This is a genomic window from Nocardia sp. NPDC003999 (assembly GCF_053604885.1).
This window is the reverse complement of the sequence record NZ_JBSGIB010000015.1, coordinates 85,339-101,752: the sequence shown is the minus strand read 5'-3', so window position 1 is coordinate 101,752 and position 16,414 is coordinate 85,339. Positions and strand designations below refer to the sequence as shown.

20 protein-coding genes are annotated in these 16,414 nt (G+C 69.3%); 12 read left to right on the top strand and 8 right to left on the bottom strand.

Annotated elements, in window-relative coordinates:
• The first annotated feature begins 78 nt into the window (after window positions 1-78).
• Window positions 79-1,122 (top strand): alpha/beta fold hydrolase, encoded by a 1,044-nt coding sequence (locus tag ACWESM_RS25965; protein ID WP_364424353.1) that lies wholly within the window; start codon window positions 79-81, stop codon window positions 1,120-1,122.
• A 22-nt stretch (window positions 1,123-1,144) separates the two neighbouring features.
• Here the strand turns inward: ACWESM_RS25965 and purU are convergent, their stop codons facing one another.
• Entirely contained in the window at window positions 1,145-2,035 is an 891-nt protein-coding gene (gene purU / locus ACWESM_RS25960; protein WP_355071886.1) for a formyltetrahydrofolate deformylase, read from the bottom strand.
• Between the two features lie 149 nt (window positions 2,036-2,184).
• Here purU and ACWESM_RS25955 point away from each other — a divergent pair, with 149 nt between their 5' ends.
• Both ACWESM_RS25955 and ACWESM_RS25950 read left to right on the top strand, forming a co-directional pair.
• Entirely contained in the window at window positions 2,185-2,436 is a 252-nt protein-coding gene (locus ACWESM_RS25955; protein WP_364424350.1) for a FitA-like ribbon-helix-helix domain-containing protein, read from the top strand.
• Window positions 2,433-2,849: a type II toxin-antitoxin system VapC family toxin gene (locus tag ACWESM_RS25950; protein WP_364424348.1), complete on the top strand. Its 417-nt coding sequence runs from the start codon at window positions 2,433-2,435 to the stop codon at window positions 2,847-2,849. Before ACWESM_RS25955 ends, ACWESM_RS25950 begins: the two co-directional genes overlap by 4 nt.
• A gap of 63 nt (window positions 2,850-2,912) precedes the next feature.
• Here ACWESM_RS25950 and ACWESM_RS25945 read toward each other — a convergent pair whose 3' ends face one another.
• Window positions 2,913-3,455, bottom strand: a complete 543-nt coding sequence (locus ACWESM_RS25945) for a GNAT family N-acetyltransferase (protein ID WP_364424346.1) — start codon at window positions 3,453-3,455, stop codon at window positions 2,913-2,915.
• A gap of 154 nt (window positions 3,456-3,609) precedes the next feature.
• Between ACWESM_RS25945 and deoC the strand changes: the two genes are divergently transcribed.
• Window positions 3,610-4,278 (top strand): deoxyribose-phosphate aldolase, encoded by a 669-nt coding sequence (gene deoC / locus ACWESM_RS25940; RefSeq protein ID WP_397279664.1) that lies wholly within the window; start codon window positions 3,610-3,612, stop codon window positions 4,276-4,278.
• 42 nt (window positions 4,279-4,320) lie between these two features.
• On the opposite strand, the gene ACWESM_RS25935 is transcribed toward deoC, so the two are convergent.
• Window positions 4,321-5,043, bottom strand: a complete 723-nt coding sequence (locus tag ACWESM_RS25935; protein WP_355071890.1) for an LmeA family phospholipid-binding protein — start codon at window positions 5,041-5,043, stop codon at window positions 4,321-4,323.
• Window positions 5,044-5,142: 99 nt separating this feature from the next.
• On the opposite strand from ACWESM_RS25935, the gene ACWESM_RS25930 reads away from it, so the two are divergent.
• Window positions 5,143-5,751, top strand: a complete 609-nt coding sequence (locus tag ACWESM_RS25930; RefSeq protein ID WP_355071891.1) for a hypothetical protein — start codon at window positions 5,143-5,145, stop codon at window positions 5,749-5,751.
• Window positions 5,752-5,761: 10 nt separating this feature from the next.
• Here the strand turns inward: ACWESM_RS25930 and ACWESM_RS25925 are convergent, their stop codons facing one another.
• From ACWESM_RS25925 to ACWESM_RS25915, 3 genes are all read right to left on the bottom strand, one after another.
• Window positions 5,762-6,568 (bottom strand): class I SAM-dependent methyltransferase, encoded by an 807-nt coding sequence (locus ACWESM_RS25925; protein ID WP_364424343.1) that lies wholly within the window; start codon window positions 6,566-6,568, stop codon window positions 5,762-5,764.
• Window positions 6,538-7,059, bottom strand: a complete 522-nt coding sequence (locus ACWESM_RS25920) for a DUF2505 domain-containing protein (protein ID WP_355071895.1) — start codon at window positions 7,057-7,059, stop codon at window positions 6,538-6,540. The genes ACWESM_RS25925 and ACWESM_RS25920 overlap by 31 nt, the downstream gene beginning before the upstream one ends.
• Window positions 7,060-7,180: 121 nt before the next feature.
• Complete coding sequence (locus tag ACWESM_RS25915) at window positions 7,181-7,666, bottom strand: DUF2505 domain-containing protein (RefSeq protein ID WP_364424340.1); 486 nt, start codon at window positions 7,664-7,666, stop codon at window positions 7,181-7,183.
• A 201-nt stretch (window positions 7,667-7,867) separates the two neighbouring features.
• Between ACWESM_RS25915 and ACWESM_RS25910 the strand changes: the two genes are divergently transcribed.
• Both ACWESM_RS25910 and ACWESM_RS25905 read left to right on the top strand, forming a co-directional pair.
• Window positions 7,868-8,962 carry a UDP-N-acetylmuramate dehydrogenase gene (locus ACWESM_RS25910; protein ID WP_397279667.1) on the top strand — a complete coding sequence of 365 codons (1,095 nt, stop codon included), beginning with the start codon at window positions 7,868-7,870 and terminating at the stop codon, window positions 8,960-8,962.
• An 83-nt stretch (window positions 8,963-9,045) separates the two neighbouring features.
• Window positions 9,046-10,269 carry a L,D-transpeptidase gene (locus ACWESM_RS25905; RefSeq protein WP_452494026.1) on the top strand — a complete coding sequence of 408 codons (1,224 nt, stop codon included), beginning with the start codon at window positions 9,046-9,048 and terminating at the stop codon, window positions 10,267-10,269.
• A 6-nt stretch (window positions 10,270-10,275) separates the two neighbouring features.
• On the opposite strand, the gene mscL is transcribed toward ACWESM_RS25905, so the two are convergent.
• Together mscL and ACWESM_RS25895 are read right to left on the bottom strand one after the other, a co-directional pair.
• Window positions 10,276-10,764, bottom strand: coding sequence for a large conductance mechanosensitive channel protein MscL (gene mscL / locus ACWESM_RS25900; protein ID WP_355071897.1), 489 nt, complete (start codon window positions 10,762-10,764; stop codon window positions 10,276-10,278).
• Between the two features lie 110 nt (window positions 10,765-10,874).
• Window positions 10,875-11,612: an SDR family NAD(P)-dependent oxidoreductase gene (locus ACWESM_RS25895; RefSeq protein WP_355071899.1), complete on the bottom strand. Its 738-nt coding sequence runs from the start codon at window positions 11,610-11,612 to the stop codon at window positions 10,875-10,877.
• Between the two features lie 70 nt (window positions 11,613-11,682).
• On the opposite strand from ACWESM_RS25895, the gene ACWESM_RS25890 reads away from it, so the two are divergent.
• The 5 genes from ACWESM_RS25890 (at window position 11,683) to ACWESM_RS25870 (ending at window position 16,317) form a co-directional block, all read left to right on the top strand.
• Window positions 11,683-12,504 carry an alpha/beta fold hydrolase gene (locus ACWESM_RS25890; RefSeq protein ID WP_355071900.1) on the top strand — a complete coding sequence of 274 codons (822 nt, stop codon included), beginning with the start codon at window positions 11,683-11,685 and terminating at the stop codon, window positions 12,502-12,504.
• A gap of 77 nt (window positions 12,505-12,581) precedes the next feature.
• Window positions 12,582-14,027, top strand: a complete 1,446-nt coding sequence (gene mshA / locus ACWESM_RS25885) for a D-inositol-3-phosphate glycosyltransferase (RefSeq protein WP_379254021.1) — start codon at window positions 12,582-12,584, stop codon at window positions 14,025-14,027.
• The gene (locus ACWESM_RS25880) at window positions 14,024-14,527 is read left to right on the top strand and encodes a type III secretion system chaperone family protein (RefSeq protein WP_355071902.1); all 504 of its coding nucleotides are present in this window, start codon (window positions 14,024-14,026) and stop codon (window positions 14,525-14,527) included. Before mshA ends, ACWESM_RS25880 begins: the two co-directional genes overlap by 4 nt.
• Before the next feature lie 67 nt (window positions 14,528-14,594).
• Window positions 14,595-15,497, top strand: coding sequence for an ROK family protein (locus tag ACWESM_RS25875; RefSeq protein WP_355072134.1), 903 nt, complete (start codon window positions 14,595-14,597; stop codon window positions 15,495-15,497).
• Window positions 15,498-15,579: 82 nt separating this feature from the next.
• Window positions 15,580-16,317, top strand: a complete 738-nt coding sequence (locus ACWESM_RS25870; RefSeq protein ID WP_379254020.1) for a phosphoglyceromutase — start codon at window positions 15,580-15,582, stop codon at window positions 16,315-16,317.
• Window positions 16,318-16,414: the final 97 nt, after the last annotated feature.

Here is a 16,414-nt window from a genome sequence, read left to right as displayed (position 1 = left end):
GACAGGTAAGGGTGCTTGCACTAGCAAGCGGCGCAAATCGGGGTTACTGTATCTAGCAGTAACACAAAGGAGTGTCCGATGCGTGCCATGCTGCCGACCGCGTTGACGAGCTTCCGGGGCCTGCTCCGGAGCTGGCGCGACGCGCACAGCGCCGACTTGCGGTCGCGTACCTACCAGACCGCCGCGTTCAACCCGCCGACCGCGCCTCGCGAGGTGATTCCGGTCCAGACCGGTGACGGCGTCCGGCTGCGCGTACACGCCTACGGCCCGTCGGATGCCCCCGTCATCGTGCTCGTCCACGGGTGGACCTGCTGCCTGGAATACTGGAATCCGCAGATCAACGCGTTCGCCGGTGACTATCGGGTGATCGCTTACGACCAGCGCGGTCACGGCGAGAGCGAATACGGGTCGAGCGAGCTGACCATGGAGCTGCTGGCCGACGACTTGGCCGCCGTGCTCGACGCCGCGCTCGCACCCGGGCAGCGGGCCGTGCTCGTCGGCCACAGCCTCGGCGGCATGACACTGCAGGCCTGGGCGGGACGCTATCCCGAGCGGGTCGCGCATCAGGCGCTCGCGGTGCTGCTGACCAATACCGCGGCGGACCGGTTGATCCTGGAGACGACGGTCGTGCCGCTGCTGAACCGTCCGCTGCGGCTGCTGCAGTTGAAGGTGCCGCTGCCGTTCCTGTTCGGCAGGCTCGGGCTCGGCGCCCCGATGGTCTTCCCGCCCATCGCGCCGGTGCGCTGGCTGTTCGCGCGTCAGATCCTCAGCACCGCGGCCAAAGGCGAGCTGTTGGATTTCAGCATGGCCATCGTGCGGTCGTGTCCCGCGCGGGTGCGCGCCAAGTTCGGATTCCTGCTGGCCACGATGGATGTCGGGGAGTCGGCCCGGAATCTGGTGGTCCCCACGACGGTGATCTCGGGGCAGTTCGACGACATGACGCCGCCGGTGCACTCCGAGCGGATCGTCGAAATGCTCCGGCAGACCGGCAGTCTCGCGCGCTATCAGGTGCTGCCCACGGGGCATCTCGGCAACGCCGAGGCCTACGTGCGGTTCAACGAGGAACTCGCGCGCGTCCTCGCCGCCACGCGCAAGTCCAGCCGCGCCGACCTCGCGGGCTGACGCGCCCAGGCGGTCGCGCCGGTCAGGAGAAGACGACCGTCCGGCGGCCGTGCACCAGGACGCGGCCCTCCAGATGCCAGCGCAGCCCGCGCGCCAGAACCACCCGCTCGATGTCGCGACCTTGGCGGACCATGTCGCGCACTTCGTCCGCGTGGTCGATGCGGATGACGTCCTGCTCGATGATCGGGCCCGCGTCCAGTTCCGGGGTCACGTAGTGGCAGGTTGCTCCGATCAGCTTCACGCCACGGGCGAAAGCCTGGTGGTACGGGCGAGCGCCGACGAACGAGGGCAGGAAGCTGTGATGGATGTTGATCGCCTTGCCCGCCCAGTGTTCGCACAACTCGGCCGGCAGCACCTGCATGAACCGCGCCAGCACCACCGCGTGCGGATCGTGCGCGTCCACCAGGGCGCGGACCTCTTCGAACGCGGGACCGCGCTCGGCCGGGTCCTTCGGGAACGGCACGTGATGGAACTTCACCCCGTGCGCCTCGGTCATCGCCGCCAGATCCGGGTGGTTGCCGATCACCGCCTCGATGGTGGCGGGCAGTTCACCGCTTGCGGCGCGTCCGAGCAAATCGTGCAGACAATGGCCGTCCTTGCTGACCAGCAGTACCGCGCGACGGCGCGCGCCGGAGTCCAGCAGTTGCCATTCGCTCTCCGGCCCCAGTTCCGCCGCCACTCCGGCGAACCGGTCACGCAGCTCCGCGATGCCGAACGGCACCGTCGCGGCCCTGATCGCCTGACGCGTGAAGAACCAGCCGGTATCCGCGTCGGAGTGATACCCCGCCTCCACGATCGAGCCGCCGAACTCGGCGATGAACGACGTGATCCGGGCGATGATGCCCGGCCGATCCGGGCAGCCGAGAGTCAGCACGTAGCGGCGTTCGTCCGAGACGGGTGGAGCGGAACTCATGGGGTTCATCCTCCCAGGTGCACCGCCGGGCATTTGCCGCGCCTTCGCCGAGCGCTCGACAAGGTGTCCCCAAGTGCGATCGCCGTCTATGATTGACGGCAATGAAGGCAATGACGCTATTGCCGTCGACTCGGAGTGGGTGAGTGGATATGGCCAGGCTGACCGTTCGTGATCTACCCGACGAGGTACGCGAGGCACTGCGTGTGCGCGCGGCCCAGCATGGACGCAGTACCGAGGCGGAAGTCCGCGCGATCCTCATCGAAGCCGTCACGCCTGTGGCACAGGTCGAACTCGGGTCGTTGTTGGCGGAGATCGGTCGTGAGATCGAACTCACCGATGACGAGTTCGACGCCCTGAACGCCCGTGACCGACGGCCGATCCCTCCCATGGAGTTCGAGTGATCGTTCTCGACACCAACGTCATCTCCGAACCGCTGCGCAAGGCTCCGGACTCGCGTGTAGTCGCTTGGATCAATGCTCAACCTCTGCGCACTTTGTACCTGTCAGCTGTCACTGTGGCCGAACTCCGGTTCGGAATTGCCGCGATGCCTGCGGGCAGGCGGCGAGACACACTGCGCGACAGGTTCGAAACACGCGTGTTGCCTCTGTTCGCCGAGCGAATACTCGCTTTCGACCTGACCACCTCTGCGGTGTACGCCGAACTCATGGCGGCTGCGCGCGCCACCGGTGCGGCGATCGGGACTGCCGACGGCTATATCGCCGCGACGGCCAGCGCCGCTCGAATGGCCGTCGCCACTCGCGATACCGCGCCGTTCCGAGCTGCCGGGGTGCCCGTCATCGACCCGTGGGCCTAGCGCCCGGGCCGTTCGTCTGCGGCGCAGGTCGCCTGTCCCGTATGCGTCCGAGTCGAGTGGTGCTCAGAGGTTGTAAAACGGTTCGGCGTAGTGGAATTCGCCGGCGATCTGGGAGTCGTAGGCCGAGAGGGAGCGGACCTGGAAGTGGCTGATCCACGACGGGTCGTCGGGGGTGATGCCGAGGCGGGCGGCGGGGACGAAACCGAAGCGCGGGTAGAACTCCAGGCTGCCGAGCAGGCCGATCAGTGGTTCGTCGAGGGCGTCCGCGGCGCCGAGCGCCGCGTGCATGAGGGCGGAGCCGACTCCGGCGCCCTGATGGTCGGCGAGAACGCCGATCGGGCCGAGCGCCAGCACGGGGAACGGGCCGACGGCGGCTCTGGTCAAGCACAGGTGGCCGACCACGCTGTCGTGCTCGATCGCCACCAGCGAGAGCGTCGGGATCCAACCCTCGTCACTGCGCAGCTGGGCGACCAGGTCGACCTCGGGCGGGTCGGCGCCGGGGCGGCCACCGGACGCGGCGGCGGGGGCATAGCGCGGTGCGAATGCGCTGCGATGCACCGCCGCGATGGCAGCGGCGTCGTCGACGCGTTCGCGACGGATCAGCACGGTCGTCTCCTCCCGAACGAAGTAGGGCCCATCCGCACACGTTAGTCAGCGACCGTGGCGTCACGTTGTCCGATGCGCCATCAGCTACGAGTGTGCGCGAACTGCCGCCAGGCGCGCAACGGAATTCGATTCCGGTGTGCCAGACTCTCACCCCATGGCAAGTTCCACGTCGCTGACCAGGGCCGAAGTGGCCGCCATGATCGATCACACGCTGCTCGCTCCGGAGGCGACGCCCGCGCAGGTCGGCGTGTTGATCGAAGACGCACGGGCGCTTGGCGTCCTGGCGATCTGTGTGTCGCCGTCCATGTTGCCGGTGCGCGCGCCCGGACTGGTGGTCGCGACGGTCGCCGGATTCCCTTCGGGGAAGCATCATTCGCTGGTCAAAGGCGCCGAGGCGCGGCTCGCGGTGGATCAGGGCGCCGCCGAGGTGGACATGGTCATCGATGTCGGTGCGGCTCGCGCGGGTGATTTCACGGCGGTGCTGTCCGACATCGTCACGGTCCGCGAGGCGATCGGGGATCGGGCGCTGTTGAAAGTGATCATCGAGTCCGCCGCGCTGCCGGACGAAGCGATCGTGCAGGTGTGCCGGGTCGCCGAACGCGCGGGCGCCGATTTCGTGAAGACCTCCACGGGATTTCACCCCGCGGGCGGCGCGAGCGCGCACGCGGTGCGGTTGATGGCCGAGACGGTCGGCGACAGGCTCGGCGTCAAGGCCAGTGGCGGCATCCGGACCGCCGAGGCGGCCGCGGAGCTGATCGCGGCGGGCGCGACCCGGCTCGGGCTGTCGAAATCGCGTGAAGTGCTCGATGGTTTCCCGAGCTGACCGTCAAAGCGCAAGGCCCGGAGGCCGTGCGGCGGTGCGCGTTCAGCAGCGCGTGTCGGAGCCGTTGCCCGCCTGCTCGAGCTGGGTACGCCCGCCGGAGAGGTGGACGTCGACGCCGGAGTCGGTGACCTTCAGGTCGGTCGCCGCCATGCCGAGCGGGTAGCTCTGCAGGCTCTTGGTGAACAGGTCGACGATGCTCTGCACCAGGTCGGAGGGCAGGCCGATGCCGAGCAACTCCGCCGACATCGTCTCCACCTTGACCATGCCGTTCACGATCTGCGGCTTCAACTGGAGTTCGGCGAAGCCGCCGAGCACCGACAGGGTGAGCATGCCGGTACTGGCCGAGGAACTCACCCCGCTGACCATGCCGCCGAGGGTCTCTTTGATCCCCTCGTTGCTCCAGGTGACGTCGGCCGAGGAACTGCCGATCTCGCTGCCGTTCTGGTCGGCGACGTCGACGTCGCGGAAGACGGCGTGCACCACCATCCCGACGGCGGGACCGAACTTGGTGTCGGCACTGTTCACCTTGACCGTCGGCACCTTGCCGTCGATCCAGGTGAGCAGCATCGGCTTGGGCCCGAAGCTCACGTCGATCTTCGACCCCATCTCCTTCTCGAACTGCGAGCTGATGCAGTTCGACACCGTGTGCCTGGCGTAGGCCTCGCCGCCGACCAAGACCGTGGCGAGCAGAATCGCTACCACGGTCAGGGCGATCAGCAGGGTCCGCCGGTTGATCGTCGAGGGCGAGGTTGCGTTCGTACTCATGGCCAAAATTCTTCCCGACCTTTCTGTGCCGTCTCTGAGGAGGTCGTGAGGGGTTCGAATGTGACATGAAGCACAAAAATCGAGCGTAGCCTGATGCCCATGGCCGGCGATGAGGCAAGCCGCGCGATCGGATCCGCGGAACAAGGATGGCGTGTTCTGCGCCGCTGGGCCGGTCGGCACGCCGGTTTCTTCACGACTCGCCAGGTGCTGCGCACCGGGTGCGGAGCGCGGGTGCGAGCAGCCCTTGGTGATGGTTCGGTGACGAGGGCCGGAGTCGGCATGCTCCGGTTGGCCGGGTGGCCGGACGGCCCGCTCGACGAGTACGCGATGTGGGCGGCCTGGTTCGACGGCGCCGCGGTCGTCTCCCATCAGAGTGCGGCGGAGTTGCACGGGCTCGGCAGCCTGTGCCCGCGGTTCCTGCACCTGTCGGCGCGTGCGGGACGTCCGCCGGTGACGCCGCGGCTGGTGGTCGTGCGCCGAACGCTGGCAGGCGCCGACGTGGAATCGGCGGGTGCGTTCCTGGTGACGACGCCGGTCCGCACGGTGCTCGACTTGGCCGAGGCCGATATCGGGCAGTCCGCCTTGAACGAGGTGGTGGCCGACGCGGTCGCGATCCACCGGTGCGCGGGCGAGGAGATCACCGACGCGGGTGCGCGCTTGTCGCCGCGCGCCGCGCGACGGGTATATCAGGCGCTTGCCGTAGCGTGACGAAACCGCGCTAGCTCGTACCGAGCGGCGCGACCGCCGACCACGGCACCGAGAGCACGCTGTCGCGCAGGCGGCGGCGGTAGTGGCGGATCGGGAAGCCTTCCGCGTGCAGCGCCCGCGCCGCCGCGCGCCAGCGGACCCGGGGGCCATATGGTGCCATCGGCGCGGCGTGGGCCCACGCGCGATCGGCGGCGGTCAGCAGCGCGTGAATCGGTTCACCGGGAACGTTGCGGTGGATCAACGCCTTCGGCAAGCGTTCGGCGAGGTCGGAGGGACGCTCGACGGTGAAAGGATCCCAGGCCAGCGTGAGCGAGCGCGGCCCGTCCCGGTCGAGCAGGATCCATGCGCAGCGTCTGCCCAATTCGTCGCAGGTGCCGTCGACCAGCACCCCGTCCGGCGCCAGCCCGGCCAGCACCGTCGACCATGCCTCGCCGACCGCCGCTTCCGGGTACTGCCGCAGGACGTTGAAGGCGCGCACCAGAACCGGCCGCAGCCCGGCCAATTCGAATCCGCCCCGTGCGAAGGTGACGCCGTCGCGGCCGGGCACCACGCGCTGCGGGTCGATCTCCAATCCGACCACGCGCACGTCGGCGCGGATCGTGCGCAGCCGAGCGGCCAGCTCGAACGTGGTCCACGGGCTCGCGCCGTACCCGAGATCGACGACCAGCGGATCGGGCGCACCGCGCAACCGGTCGGCGACGAATTCGTCGTTGATCAGCCAGCGGTCGCTGCGGCGGAGACGATTGACGGCGGTGGTGCCACGAGTGATATTGCCGACCGGTTTGGTCAGCGAGTGGGGTGTTGTTCTTCCAGCCACTGAACCGTGAACTCGGCCTCGCCACGGAACAGGTCGACCAGGTTCACCAGCATCAGCTGTTCCAGGCGCGGACCCACCATGGGGATGAAAACTTTCGCCTCCGACGAGAAGCGCATGGTGCAGCCGGTGTCGGTGGGGAACAGGCGGATGGTGCCGCCGAGGCTGCCGGGGCCTGCGGGAATGGACGCCGAGTACTTGCCGGTGGTCTCCTCCGCAGCGTACGGACTGTAGAACTCCTTGCGAGTGATCACCATGTCCTTGCGCATCACCGTCTGCGCGATTTCCGGCAGCATGTCGCGGGGGAGGACGTGGTGCAGCTCGACCGTGATCCCGTCGTCGCCCGCCTCCAGCCGGACCACCTCGTTGCCGGGGGTGTACTTCCGCATCTCGCCCATCCGCGCGTCCCAGTAATCGCGGTTCGACAGCGCCGCGTACAGCTCTTTTGTGGTGTGCAGCGGATAGCGGGCGGAGTAGTCCAATCGGCGTGCCATGGGCTCACACGTTACTGGGTCCGGCGGCGCCGACCTCGATGGGCGGGTGGAGTGCGGAACTGACACGAAGGCCGGGACCGCACGATGTGACGTCGAACAGTGACCGTGATCTCGAGACCGGTCAGTGCGCCGTGAGCCACTTGCCGGTGAACTCCGCCTCGTTCTTCAGCAGTTCGGTGAGGTGCTCGGCGATCGCCTTCTCGATCTTGCTGCCGAACAGCGGAATCTTCACCTCGATGGTGCCGTCGACCGTGGTGACGGCGCCGGAGCCGTCGGCGGCCAACGCGATGGCGCCGCGGACCTCGGCGGGCGCGCCTTCGACGCGGGCCTCGAAGGTGGCCTGGTCCCCGGTCCAGTGCTCGACGCGCGGGATGATCAGATCGCCGGGCCGCACCGCGGTGATCGCGGCGGGGAGCTGTTCGGCGGGGATGGCCTGCACCATCTCGACGCGCACCTCGTCACCGCTGATGGTGACCGACTCCAGCCGGGCATTGGGGCCGCCGACCTCCGCGATGCGATCCTTCCAGTACTGGTCGTTCGCAAACGCCGCGCGCACCGCGGCGGTCGGATGGGTGTAGCGGGCCGTGTACGCCAGCGGTGTAGCCATGGGTCCACACGCTACCGTGTGGCGCTCGAGTCACACGAGTCATGCTGTCGGATCTGCTCGCGGGCGGAGAATGCCAGCATGTAGCTGTCAGCGCACCCGCTGCTGTTCGGCATTCGAGCTGCCCGAGCGGTGCTATCCGATCCGCTCGCGGGCTGATACACCAGCGTGTAGTTGTCGGCGCGCACGCTACCGTTTAGCATCGTGCGAACTTCACGAGTGGTGCCGTCGGACCTCCTCGCCGATACCGGCGCGCGGCTATGCGCCGACGTGCGGTTGGCGGAGCTGACCACGCTGCGAGTGGGTGGACCCGCCCAGGTCGCCGAATGCGCGACGACCGAAGCGTTGGTCGCGACGGTCCGTGCGCTGGACGCGGCGGGTGTCCCGGTGCTGCTGCTCGCGGGTGGCTCGAATCTGCTGATCGGCGACGACGGCTTCGACGGCGTCGTGGTGCGGATCGCCACCGGCGGCGTCGAGATCGGCGACGGCGGCGTGGTCGCCGAGGCGGGCGCGGACTGGGACGCCGTGGTGCGGGCGACGGTCGAGGCGGGTCTCGGAGGATTGGAGTGTCTGTCCGGCATTCCCGGTTCGGCGGGTGCGACGCCCGTGCAGAACGTCGGCGCCTACGGCGCGGAGGTGGCGAATCTGCTGCGCCGGGTACGCCTGCTGGATCGCGCCAGCGGTGAGATCCGGTGGGTGGAGCCCGCGGAACTCGGTTTCGGTTACCGCACCAGCGTGCTCAAGCACCGTGACGACGCCGTCGTGCTCGCGGTCGATTTCGCGCTGCGCGCAGACGGTTCCAGCGTGCCACTGCGTTACGGCGAGCTGGCCTCGGCGCTTGGCGCCGCGGACGGCGAGTCCCGCCCCGCGGCCGAGGTGCGGGAAGCGGTGCTGCGGTTGCGTGCGGGCAAGGGCATGGTCCTCGATCCGGCCGACCACGACACCTGGAGCGCGGGTTCGTTTTTCACCAATCCGGTGGTCGCGCCGGAGCGGGTGGCCCAGGTGCGCGCCGCGATCGCCGCTCATCTGGGCGACGTCGCGGTCCCGACCTATCCGGCGCCGGACGGAGTCAAGTTCTCCGCGGGCTGGCTCATCGAGCGGGCCGGTTTCGCCAAGGGCTTCCCCGGCGACGGTGCGCCCGCCCGACTGTCGACGAAACACACACTGGCGCTGACCAATCGCGGCGGCGCCAGTGCGGCCGATGTGGTGGCGCTGGCCAGGACGGTCCGCGACGGGGTGGCCGAGCGTTTCGGGATCCGGCTGGAACCCGAACCGGTCACGGTGGGTCTCACCCTCTGACCCGTTGAGGCCGACACCACACGCTGCGTCGACGGGTCGGCGCGCGCGCCGCGCGTAGATTCGACGAAGTGAACCACCGCACGATGATCCGCCGATCGGTTGCCGTGGTGTCGGCCCTCCTGCTCGTGGTCGTCGCTCTGGTGGCCGGTTGCACGATAGACCGCGGCTCCGGAAAGCCGCGTCCCGCTGCCGGTCCGATCGCCAAAGCGACGTTGACCCCCGCCGCCGACGCCACGAACGTCAACCCGACAACGCCGGTCTCGGTGACGATCAGCGACGGCACGATCGATCAGGTCGCGCTGACCAACGTCGCGGGCAAGCAGGTCCGCGGCGAACTCGCGCCGGACCGGCGCGCTTACACCATCACCGAGCCGCTCGGCTACGACGCCACCTACGCCTGGTCCGGCACCGCCGTCGGCGCCGACGGCAAGCCGATCCCGATCGACGGCTCGTTCCACACCCTGAAGCCCAAGAGCACCGTCCCCGCGACCCTGAACATCGGCGACAACCAGGAGGTCGGCATCGCGGCGCCGATCATCCTGCAGTTCAAGTCGTCCGTCACGAACAAGGCGGCGGTGGAGAAGGCGCTCACGATCACCACCGACCCGCCCAACGAGGGCGCGTGGGCCTGGTTCCCGGACGACGGCGGCTCCCGCCTGCACTGGCGTCCGAAGAACTACTGGACACCGGGGACCGCCGTGCACGTCTCGGCCCGCCTCTACGGCCTCGACCTCGGTGGCGGCAACTACGGCGATTCCGATCTGACCACCGATTTCCGCATCGGCCGCAGCCAGATCGTCAAGGCGAGCGCCCCGAGTCACCGCATGCAGGTGGTCCGCGACGGACGGACGGTCTTCGATTTCGCCGTCAGTTACGGCGAGGGCAACGAGGCGCGCAACGTGACTCGTTCCGGTGTCCACGTGGTCACCGAGAAGTACGAAGACTTCATGATGTCGAACCCGCCGTTCTACACCAATGTTCGCGAACGCTGGGCGGTACGCATCTCCAACAACGGCGAATTCATCCACGCCAACCCGGAATCGCTGTCGGCGCAAGGGTCGGCGAACGTCACCAACGGCTGCATCAATCTGTCGCCCGGTGATGCCCAGGCGTATTTCCCCACGTCCCTGTACGGCGATCCGGTCGAGGTGACCGGAACCTCGATCCCGCTCTCGGCCGCCGACGGCGACCTCTACGACTGGACCATCGACTGGGACACCTGGAAAACCATGTCGGCGTTGCGGGGCGCGCCGTCCGCCGTGGTCTCCGCCACACCCCTGCCCCCGCAGCCCGCGGGGGCGCGCTGACCGGGTCTAGCGCACCTTCACGTTCTGTTCTTCGGTCGCGTCGTCGGCGTGTTCCTCTTCGACCTCTCGGTCGGCCTGGCGTTGGGCGCGGACCGCCTCGTGCCGCTCGGCGAGCAGGTCGCGAATCTCGGTCAGCAGTTCGATCTGGGTGGGCTCGGCCGCCTTCGGCGTGCCGAAGCGATTCTTGATCGTCTTCATGGGCAGGATCAGCACGAAGTACAGCACCGCGGCGACCATGAAGAAATCGATGGCGGCCGTGATGATCGGGCCGACGGCGATGAAGGTGGCGGGCTTGGAGGGGATCAGCTGCACGCCGAGGCCCAGCTGGTTGGTGCTGCCGAACACCGCGAGCAGCGGATTGACGACACCTTTCGTCACCGAGGTCACCACGGAGGTGAACGCGGTGCCCATGACGACGGCGACCGCGAGATCGATGACGTTCCCGCGCATCAGGAACTCTTTGAAGCCCTTGAACATGAGCCGAATCACTCCCATCCGATGTCCTTACGCGTGCGGCTTCTCGGATGTTAACGGCTACGGGCGAACAGCGAAGGCCCAGCGATTCGCGGCCGGGCCGGCGCTGCCGAACGAGTAATGCGCTTCAGCTATGAAGTGCGGCGGGCGAACCGGCCCGCGTCGGCCTGGTCGCGCGGCTTGATGATGATCTGGTCCAGATCGACGTGCGCCGGTCGCGACGCGACGAACCCGATGACCTCCGCGATGTCCTGGGCGACCAGCGGATCGATGCCCTCGTACACCTTGGCCGCGCGTTCGGCGTCGCCGCCGAAACGCACCAGCGAGAACTCGGTCTCCACCGCGCCGGGCGCGATCTCGGTGAGACGCACCGGCTGCCCGAGCAGCTCTCCGCGCAGCGTGCGGTGCAGCACGGCTTGCGCGTGCTTGGCGGAGGTGTACCCGGCGCCGTTGTCGTAGGCGGTGAACGCGGCCACCGACGTGACGGTGACGATCAGCCCGTCACCGGAGGCGATCAGCTTCGGCAGCAGCGCCTTGGTGACGCGCAGTGTGCCGAGCACGTTGGTCTCCCACATCCAGCGCCAGTCGTCCAGGTCGGCCTCGGCCACCGGAGCCAGGCCCTTCGCGCCGCCCGCGTTGTTGACCAGCACGTCGACGCGCTCGACCGCTTCGGTGAACGCCCGCACCGACTCGTCCGAGGTGACGTCGAGTTCCAGTGCGGTGCCGCCGATCTCGTCGGCGAGGCGGCCAAGGCGATCGAGCCTGCGCGCACCGACGTAGACGTGATAGCCCTGCTCGGCCAGCTCACGGGCGGTGGCCTCCCCGATCCCCGAGCTGGCTCCGGTCACGACGGCGGTGCGAGTGCTCATGCGAACAGATCCTAGGTGCGCGAGGTTTGCCGGGTCCTGGCGGTCCCGCGAGCACGGTTAGCCTCGGTGCATGGCTATTCGGGACGTGGTGAGCGCGGACGGAACCAACATCGTCTACCGGGTGAGCGGCCCGGCGCACGGCAGGCCGCTGGTGCTGCTGCACGGCTGGTCGGCGAATCTGCGCTGCTGGGGTGGAGCCGCCGACGACCTCGCCGCGCACATGCGGGTGGTCGCCGTCGACCTGCGTGGCCACGGTTACTCCGACGCGCCCGCGGCGGGCTACGACGATCCGAAGAACTGGGCGGCCGACGTCGCGGCGGTGCTGGCGGCCGAGGGCATCGCGTCCGGGGCGGTGCTGCTCGGCTGGTCCTACGGCGGGATCGTGCTGACCGACTACTTGACCGCCTATGGCACCGGCGCCGTGGCGGGCGTCGTCTACACCGGCTCGATGGCGAATATCGGCCCCGGTGTGCCCGGCGCGGCGACCGGCAGCATGATGCGGGAGGCGATTCCGGGCGTCTTCGAGGAGAGCGCGGGGCGGGCGGTGCGCGCCTTCGGTGTGTTCGGCAATGCGAACACCGGACCGGGCGCGGACAAGGGGCCGGACGCGCAGCGCTTGTTCGGGGCCAGTCTCGCCACCCCGCCCGCGGTGCGCAAAGCGCTGTTCTACCGGACCGTCGACAACACCGAGACCCTGCGCACACTGGACGTTCCGGTGCTCGTCCTGCACGGGACCGCCGACCGGGTCGTTCCCGTCGACAACGGCCGCTACATCGCCGAGGCCGTGCCGGACGCGCGTGTGTCGTTCTGGGAGGACGCCCAGCACGGCCTGTTCATCGAGGACCGTTCCCGGTTCGTCGCCGAGGTGCGCGCGTTCATCGAGAGTCTGTGATCGGATTCATGTCTGCTCTGTGATAGCTCTCACTTGCCGCGGATAGCGTGTCTGGGCCGGGGAACGCAACGTGCACTATGGATAGTGTGAGTCAGCGCCTGGACCTACGGCCGAACCGTATCGCCGTGTTATCGGTGCACACCTCACCACTCGCTCAGCCGGGCACCGGCGACGCGGGCGGCATGAACGTCTACGTCCTGCAAACGGCCGTCGAGCTGGCCCGGCGCGGCACCGAGGTGGAGATCTTCACCCGGGCCACCGCGTCGAACGTCCCGCCGGTGCAGGAGGCCGCGCCCGGCGTGCTGGTGCGCACCGTGGTGGCAGGCCCGTTCGAGGGGCTGGACAAGCACGATCTGCCCACCCAGCTGTGCCCCTTCACCGCGGAGGTGCTGCGTCAGGAGGCCAGGCACCTGCCCGGCCACTACGACCTGGTGCACTCGCACTACTGGTTGTCCGGCCAGGTCGGCTGGCTGACCAGGGACCGGTGGCGGGTGCCGCTGGTGCACACCGCGCACACCCTGGCGGCGGTGAAGAACGCCGCGCTGGCCGAGGGCGACTGTCCCGAACCGGCGACCCGCGAGATCGGCGAGAAGCAGGTGATCGCCGAATCCGACCGCCTGGTCGCCAACACCGCTGAGGAAGCCCGCCAGCTGGTGGAACTCTATGGCGCCGACCCCGAGCGCATCGATGTCGTCCCGCCGGGTGCCGACTTGACCTGCTATCGCCCCGGTGACAAGGCCGCCGCCCGCGCCGCGCTCGGGCTGGCCGCCGACGAGCGGATCGTCGCGTTCGTCGGCCGGATCCAGCCGCTGAAGGCGCCCGATGTGCTGGTGCGCGCCGCGGCCGAGGTCTTGCGCGCCGACCCGGAGCGCAAACTGCGCGTGCTGATCGTGGGCGGCCCGTCCGGCAGCGGGCTGGAGCGGCCGGACGCGCTGATCGATCTGGCCGCCGAACTCGGCATCGCCGAGCGGGTCAGTTTCCTGCCCCCGCAGCCGCCGCAACGGCTGGTGCTGGTCTACCGCGCCGCCGATCTGGTCGCGGTGCCGAGCTACAACGAGTCCTTCGGCCTGGTCGCGATCGAGGCGCAGGCCAGTGGCACCCCGGTGCTCGCCGCCGACGTGGGCGGTCTCGGCACGGCCGTACGGCACGAGGTGTCCGGCCTGCTCGTCCCCGGCCACCGCACCGTGGACTGGGCGAACGCGCTGCGCCACCTGCTGGACGACCCGGACCGGCTGCACCGGATGGGCGAGCAGGCCGTCGCGCACGCGGCCAACTTCTCCTGGGCGCACACGGCCGACGGGCTGCTCGCCAGCTACGCCGCGGCCATGGCCGGTTTCCGGGACGAGCGGGCGGCTTTCGGCGGACGCGGCCTGGCGCACAGCGCTGTGCGGGAGGATGCCTACGACCGGGTGTCCGACGACCACACCGGTCTCGCCGCGGAGCGGACGGCCGCCCTGCTCGGCGAGAACAGTCAGGCGAGATCGCGGGCGCTGTGGCGGCGCCGGATGGGAGTGCGCCGGTGAACGAGGTACAGACGACCGCGCGGCTCATCGATGAGACGCTGCGGGACAGGGAGATCGAATACACCCGGCCGGGGGAGGAGACCTTCGTCGTCGTCCTGCCCGGTGAGCGCAAACTGAAGACCACGGTGATGGTCACGGTGGGCAAGCACGGGGTCCGCTTCGAAGCGTTCGTCTGCCGCAAGCCCGACGAGAACTTCGAAGGCGTGTACAAGTTCCTGCTGCGCCGCAACCGCAGGCTCTACGCCGTCGCGTACACCCTCGACCGGGTCGGCGACATCTATCTGGTGGGCCGGATGTCCGCGCACGCCGTCACCGCCGACGAACTGGACCGGGTGTTCGGCCAGATTCTCGAGGCCGTCGACGCCGACTTCAACGTGCTGCTGGAACTCGGCTTCGCCGAATCCATTCGGCGGGAATGGAAGTGGCGCGTCTCGCGCGGCGAGTCGCTGCAGAACCTGCGCGCCTTCGAGCATCTGGTCGATTCCGCCGACAAGCCGTAGCCGGTCGTCGCCCCGTCCGGTTCCCGGGTGACAATCGCAGGTGGCTCGGATCGGAGAAGGGACGGCATTGGCGATTCTCGCTCTGGACATCGGCGCGACGAAGTTCGCGGCCGGGGTGGTCGGCCCCGGTGCCGAGGTGCGCGACGTGCGCCGGGTGGACGTGCCGGACGCGGGTGTGTGGGACGTCTGTCGCGAACTGCTGCGCACGGTCGCGGGGCCGGAACGCGTCAGCGCCGTAGGTATCGGTGCGGCCGGGCCGGTGGATGTGCGCACCGGCGTCACGGGTCCGTTGAACATCCCGGAGTGGAAGACGGGATTCCCGATCGTCGCCGCCGTGCGGGAACTCTTTCCCGCCGCCACGATTCGTTTCGCCATCGACGGCGCTTGTCTCGCGCTGGCCGAACATCGCCTCGGCGCGCTGCGCGGGGTGCCCGACGCGCTGGCCATGACGGTGTCGTCGGGCATCGGCGGCGGGATCGTCGCGGGCGGCAAGGTGCTGCTCGGGCGCACCGGCAACGCCGGGCACGTGGGTCACATCGTCGTGCCCGGGTGGGACACGCCCTGCGGCTGCGGCGGCCGCGGCTGCGTCGAGGCGGTCGCGAGTGGCATGTCGTCGGTGCGCTGGGCGCGCGAGCAGGGTTGGCCCGGCGCCACGGGGGTGCGGCTGGCCGCGGACGCGCACGCGGGCGACGAGATCGCCGTCGCCGCGCTGCACCGGGCGGGCACCGCGCTCGGCGCGGCGGTCGCCTCGGCCGCCGCCCTGCTCGACGTCGACCGGGTGGTGATCGGCGGCGGGTTCGCGCAATCCGGTGCGCCGCTGTGGGATCCGTTGCGGGCCGCGGTGGACGCGCACGCCGGACTGAAATTCCTGCGCGGACTGCGCGTGGAACTCTCCGAGATCACCCACGGGGCCACCCTGGCGGGCGCGGGCGTGCTCGCCGCGGAGCACACCGCCGACGAACCGGTCTGACATCGCGCTTTCGCGCCTGGACCGGGGCGGCGGAGGCGGGAACCGATGCGACCCGGCGCAGCGCGCATGGGAGGATGGCCGCATGACGTACACCCTCGTGCTGCTGCGCCACGGCGAAAGCGAATGGAACGCCCTGAACCTGTTCACCGGCTGGGTGGACGTGCACCTGACCGACAAGGGCATCGCCGAGGGCAAGCGTGCCGGGGAACTGCTGGCCGAGCACGGCATCCTGCCGGACGTCGTCTACACCTCGCTGCTGCGTCGCGCGATCTCCACCGCGAACATCGCGCTGGACGCCGCCGACCGGCACTGGATCCCCGTGATCCGGGACTGGCGGCTCAACGAGCGCCACTACGGTGAGCTGCAAGGCAAGAACAAGGCGCAGGTCAGGGAGAAGTACGGCGACGAGCAGTTCATGCTGTGGCGCCGCAGCTACGACACCCCGCCGCCGCCGATCGACCCGGCCAACGAGTACAGCCAAGAGGGCGACGCGCGCTACGCGGGCATCGATGTCCCGAAGACCGAATGCCTGCTCGACGTGGTCAACCGGATGGTGCCGTACTGGGAGTCGACCATCTCCAAGGACCTGCTGTCCGGCAAGACCGTGCTGGTCGCCGCGCACGGCAACTCGCTGCGCGCGCTGGTCAAGCACCTCGACCGGATCTCCGACGAGGACATCGCGGGCCTGAACATCCCCACCGGCATCCCGCTGCGGTACGAGCTGGACGAGAACCTGCGCCCGGTGCGCCCGCACGAGTACCTCGACCCGGAGGCGGCCGCCGCGGGCGCCGCCGCCGTCGCCGGTCAGGGCGGCAAGTAACCCGCATACCGAGCACTCTCGACGCGCTGTCACCCGCCCGGGTGGCAGCGCGTCGTCGTTTCGATGAGGTGTTGCCGTGCGACACGCCGGAGGGATG